This window comes from Frankia sp. CcWB3, from assembly GCF_977927595.1.
In genome coordinates, this window is the sequence record NZ_CDWRCK010000045.1 from 1 (window position 1) to 5,575 (window position 5,575).

The 5,575-nt window shown below is 73.4% G+C and carries 3 protein-coding genes; 1 reads left to right on the forward strand and 2 read right to left on the reverse strand.

Annotation, left to right across the window (positions count from 1 at the left end; all coding sequences use genetic code 11):
* Positions 1–630, forward strand: a 630-nt coding sequence (locus ACY5KJ_RS05785) for an acyl-CoA carboxylase biotin carboxyl carrier protein subunit (RefSeq protein WP_462202936.1), incomplete at its 5' end; no start/stop codon positions are given.
* Positions 631–706: 76 nt separating this feature from the next.
* On the opposite strand, the gene ACY5KJ_RS05790 is transcribed toward ACY5KJ_RS05785, so the two are convergent.
* Complete coding sequence (locus ACY5KJ_RS05790; RefSeq protein WP_462202937.1) at positions 707–2,437, reverse strand: toll/interleukin-1 receptor domain-containing protein; 1,731 nt, start codon at positions 2,435–2,437, stop codon at positions 707–709.
* Positions 2,438–3,541: 1,104 nt separating this feature from the next.
* Positions 3,542–5,575, reverse strand: a 2,034-nt coding sequence (locus ACY5KJ_RS05795; RefSeq protein WP_462202938.1) for a tetratricopeptide repeat protein, incomplete at its 5' end; no start/stop codon positions are given.

Here is a 5,575-nt window from a genome sequence, read left to right on the forward strand (position 1 = left end):
GGGGCCGGAAACGGTCATGGGGATGGGAACGGCGACGGGGACGGGAACGGCGACGGGGATGGGGCGGAGCCGGGAGGCGGGGAGCGGGCGGTGCGGACGGTGTCGACGTTGCGGGTCGCGGCGCGCGGCACCCCCGATGCGGCCCGGGTCCGGATCGCCGACGGGCCGCCGGTCGCCGCATCGGTCAGTCAGCTCGGCGACGAGCTGCTCGTCACGATCGGTGCGGTCACCACCCGGTGGGCCTACGCGTGGGAGCCCGCCGACGGGATCCTCTGGCTTGGCCGCGACGGTGGGGCGTGGGGCCTGGCCGAGGTGATCCCGGTGGCGGGCACCGGGGCCGGGCCAGTGCTCGGCGGGCAGGCGCGTAGCCCCATGCCGGGCACGGTGACCGCGGTGTTGGTCGAACCGGGGATGACCGTGGCGGATGGGCAGTCGCTGGTCGTCGTCGAGGCCATGAAGATGGAGCACACCGTCTCGGCGGCGGGCGCCGGGATCGTCAAGGAAGTACTCGTCCGGCCTGGCGACCTCGTCGCCCTGGACCAGCTGCTGGTGGTGATGTCCGTGGCGGGCCCGGCCGGCCCCGGATCCGCATCAGCCGCCCCGGCGGCCCGGCGAAATGTGGAGGGTTGAGCACGATTTGACGCCGACGGCCGCCCTGGGCCGCGGTCGTCGGCGTCAATGCGGGCCTGGAACGTCAATCCTTCTCTCATCGCTCGGTCAGCCGCTGCAGGAGCGTCTTCCGGGCGTCGGCCTCGGCCAGGTTGGACAGGTCGACGTGGGCCGAGGAGGCCTGATCGAATGCGGCCGGCACGGCACAGGCCTCGACCAGGACGGTGACGAGTCTGCACGCGGGCCCGGTCGGGTCATCCGCGTCCAGGGCCGCCCGCCACTCCCACCACTCCCGCTGCTCATGGACCGAGGAGAGATAGGCGGGGGAGAGCAGAACGAGTGTCCGGTGGGCGTGCCGGGCGCCATCACGCATCGTGATCCTTGGCGGCCCGTCCGTTCCGTCACCCGCCTGGAACAGTAGGTGGCAACCGGCCTCCTCCAGCTGCCAGGCGATCCAGTCGGCCCAGGCCTCGTCGGGCTGGGCGTACGAGATGAAGAAGTCGTACCGCCCGGACGGCCCCGGCCATTGTGGCGTGGATTGCCCGGGCCGTTGTGGCGTGGACGGCCGCACGACCGCGGGCTTCTGGTCTGCCGCCTCAGGGGGGACGGCCGCGGTTGCCGCGGTCTCCGCCGGGCGCCGCTCGTCCGGGTTGTGCCAGTCCCCGCGCGGCCGGTCCGGATGCCGGCTACCCGGGTGATGCCGGCCGTCGGGGTGATGCCGGCCGAGGAACACCGCGGCGCTGTTCGCCGCGAGCCGCAGGAACCATCCCTGGTCCTCCGGCCGGGTGGATGCCCGTCCGAGGCAGGTCAGGGCGACGGCCAGCAGGGACAGCGGGATCTGGTCGCGCCACAGGTCGACCAGACCGGCCCGGCGTGCCCAGTCCTCCGCCGCCGATCGGACCCGGTCGATGAGCAGGAACAGCCACCGCGGCACGAGGTCTCCGTCCTGCTCCGGGTCGAGCAGCAGATCGATGACGGCGGTGCGCTGCGCCGCGGACAGCTCCGACAGTGTCCGGGCGAGGATGTGCAGGACCAGATGGACGGGATCCCGGGTGAGCACGGCGTCGGCCGCGTACCGCGACAGGTCGATCAGCTGGTACGTCGTGTCGATGTTGCGCAGTGAGGACGGGATCAGGATGTTCTCGATGTGCAGGTCGCCGTGGGCCTTCCCGACGAAGGCCGGGATGCGAATACCGTCCGTGCGCGATGGGTCCAGGACCAGCGCGAACGGGTTCGGCAGAGGGTGGTCCTCGCCTTCGGCGTCGATGGTGAGGCCGGGGTACGCCGCGGCGATGCGCCGCAGGCGGCTGTCCGGGGCGAGCCGCTCGGCGAGCTGACGGGCAAGGATGGTCGGCACGTCCAGTGACGGCAGAAGGGCAGGCCCCACCCACTCATCGAAGATCGACCCGACCAGCCCCCCGCAGACGTCGGCGAGGACCGCGGCGTCGGCCAGGGCCCGTCCGAACATCAGGCGTGGTTCAGCCGGTCCGGCCGGTCCTGACAGACCGGCCGGACCGCTGCCGGAGTCTCCCTGGCGCCCGGCCCGCCGCGGGTGGACGACAGCCTCCAGCAGGGCGCGCAGCGTGACCAGCTCCCGAAGGCTGCCACCCGCGACCTGTTGGAAGACGAACCATCGTCCATCGCCGACCGCGACCGGCTGATGGACGGGCGTGGCGAGGTGGCGCTCGGCGAACCTGGGGGCGTCGGCGATCGCCCGCCAGTGGCGCGCGAATTCGCCGGGTTGGGGCCCCGCGTCGCTGGCCGGGGCGACGTCCAGCTTCATCACGAACTGGCGCGCACCATGGCGCGGATGCTTTTCGAGGACCACCCCGACCATCGCCGACGACCGGCCGCCGGTAAGCTAACGGACCAGGCGGTAGGTGGTCTCGGTCTGGGAGCACCATTGCCGCAGCGCGGTCACGGCGGGATCGTCGAGGGCGTTCACCAGTGGCTCGTCCAACCAGAGCGGCTCGTTCAACCAGTCAGAAGACAACCATGACTCCTGGGAACGCAGGGCGCGGGCGACAGACGCGTTCCGGTCGGGTGAGCCGCCGCCGGGATGCGGCCGGGATGCCGCCGGTCGGGGCGTGCTGCGCCGGACCGCCGGTCGGGTTCCGGATTACCGGCGTTCGGTGTCGGTGGGCTGATGACCGGCTAAGGATACCGTTCGACGATATGGCCCAAACTGCCGCCTCCGGGTGTTCCCGGGTGATCCTCACGGCACGGCACGGTTGTCATCCCGCGGTCTGGGATCGCCCCGGGGCGGTCGTCGTCCGCGTGGCCCATATCCCTACCCGCGCTCGCTGCCGCGTCCGGTGAAAGCCGCGTACGACGTTGTACGGATTTGCTGGTCAGGGTCTTTCCGGTTAGTCCGGCACGCGGTTATCTGGGAGCTGCTGAAGGGTCGCGGGCGTCGCCCGCCCATGGTCTGCACCCCCGCCGCCGCGGGTGGTGGCTGGTTGATGACCGCGGCCCCTCGGCTCACCGTCGGAGCGGACCTGCCATCGGGGGGAGGCCCGCTCCAGCGGCCGTCGATCCGTACGGCCTTGTACGGCGATCCGGAAGTTCCTTTTCCTGGTACTTTCCCGGCCGGCCTCCGCCGTGCCGCCCGCCGTTCCGTTCGTCGTCGGCGGGCTTTCCGTCCCCGGTTCGGGTTTCGGGACCGTGGCGCTTCTCGCGGTTACCGGTGTTCTGCTGTCGATGTACGGCGGTTCCCTCGCCGGTCTCGCCGGCCTCGACGCCGGGGGCTGGCTGGTGGGGCTCGGCCCGCGGGCGGCGGCCCTGCGACGCGGTGCACCGGCGGGAAACGCCCCCCGGCGACGGGTCACGAGGACGGGTCACGAGGACGGGTCACGATGGGTCACGACGATGGGTCACGCTTCGACTGGTCGAGGAGATCGTGAAGGTGCACCGTGATGTCGTGGGTGGGCCCCTACCGGCGCAGGCTGCGCCGGTAGGCGTCCTGGACCCGCGGGGTCATCTGGTCCGGCCGGCCGAGGTTGGTCTGGGCCTCGGCGAGCAGACCCACCGCGGCGAGGGCACGGGGATGATCCGGTCCGAGTACTCGCAGGCAGGCCTCGGTGAGCTCGGTCGCCGCCTTCTCCGCGCGCTCGGTGTCCCCGCGGTCGCGGTACAGCCGGGCCAGGTGGTAACAGGTCACCAGCGTGGCGGGATGCTCCAGGCCGAGCACCTCGGCCCGATCGTCCCGCACCGAGCGCAGCAGCTCCTCGGCCGCCGTCCACGCCCCCTGCTCGACCAGCAGGTCCCCGACGTTGTTCCGGCTCGTCAAGGTGTCCCGGTGCCGCGGCCCGAGGACCCGTTCACGGGTGGTGAGCGTGTGGGTGAGCCACCGCAGCGCCTCGCCGTGCCGACCCGATTCGCGCAGCGTCCGGCCGAGGTAGTGCTGGGTCGTCAGCGTGTCGGGATGCTCGGGGCCGAGGATGCGCAACCGGTCGTCGAGCACCATGCGAAGGCCGCTCTCGGCGTCCTCGCGCCGGCCCTGGGCGGCGCGGACCCGGTGCAGGTCGTGCGCGACGGACAGGACATCAGCATGATCTGGTCCGAACAGGTGGGCGCCGGTCTCCCAGACGGAGCTGTACGCCGCGTCCGCCTCGGCGAGCCGGCCGGTCACGCGCAGGTAGCGGGCGGCGAGGGTCGCCGGGGTGAGCAGCTGCGGAGGCAGTTGTGCCTCGGTAAGGTCGTCGAGGCCCCACCGCCGCCGGGCGCGGAGCAGCTCCAGCCCGGCCGTGGCATGACCGGCGAGCATCGCCCACCGGTCCCACGTCGCCGGATCCCGCGGATCGAGCGCGCGGGTCGCCCGCGTGAGCAGGGCGGTGAGCGCGTCGAGGTAGTCGGCGATGCGGCCGGAGGTGTGCGCGGCCTGGCCGAAGCTGTCGCGCACCAGGGGGTGGAGGACCAGCTGATGCGCGACCCGGGGATCCGGGCGGGAAGCCGCGGACCGGGCGGTGGCGGGGTCGCCGGGAGTCGTGTGTTCGATCAGCCCCTGGCCGGCCAGGGCGCGGATCAGCTCCCACCGCTCGGTCGCCCGCAGGCCGGGGAACAGCGGCGACGCGGCGAGGACGGCCGCGGACAGGAGCAGGCCGAACGGGATCGGGTCCCCGCCGAAACAGGCGAGCAGGGTCAGCAGCGCCCGGGCCTGCTCCAGGCCCCGCGCGGCGAGGAGATCCAGCGACAGTTCCCAGGTCGGCCCGATGAGCTCGCGTTCCCGGCGACGACCAGCGCCGCCGGGACCGCCGAAGCCGCGCAGCAGGGCCTGGTGCCCGCCCGTCTGGAGCGCGTGTTCATAGTCGGCGTAGGTCCGCGGGACCGCCGGTCCACCGAGTCCGGCCGGCATTCGCCGCGCCTCGGCGAGGTACTGGCCCGCCAGGGCGAGTGCCAGGGGCAGCCCGCCGAGCCGGCGGCCGAGGCTCTCGGCCGCGGCGAGCGGACCCGGCTCGGCCCCGGTCAGGTCGCGCAGCGCCAGCCCGGCGTCCGCCGCGTTCAGGGGGCCGAGCGGGTGCAGGCGCAGCCAGGACCGGGCGGTCCCGCCGACGGGCGACGGGCCCTCCCAGTCCAGCCGGCTGCGCGTCGTCACCACGACCATTCCGTGGGGGTGGGTGACCGGCCGCAGCCATCCGGTGCCGTCGAGCACGTCGCCGCCGGGTGGGGCCAGGTCGCCGGCCGGATCGTCGGCGTTGTCGAGGATCAGCAGCCACGGCCGTCCGCTGTCCGCCAGCAGCCGCCAGACCAGGTCGGACAGGCTGCCCGTGCACAGCTGGTGGCGGGTCGCGCCGAGCTCCACGGCCAGCGCGGTCATGCCGGCGCGCACCGCGCCGGGCCCCGTGGCGCTGATCCACCAGGTCCGCACCCGTCGTTCGAGCGCGGTGCGGGCGAGCGCGAGGGCGACCGTGCTCTTGCCCACGCCGCCGAGCCCGTGCAGCACGTGGACCCGTGCCCCGTCGGCGTC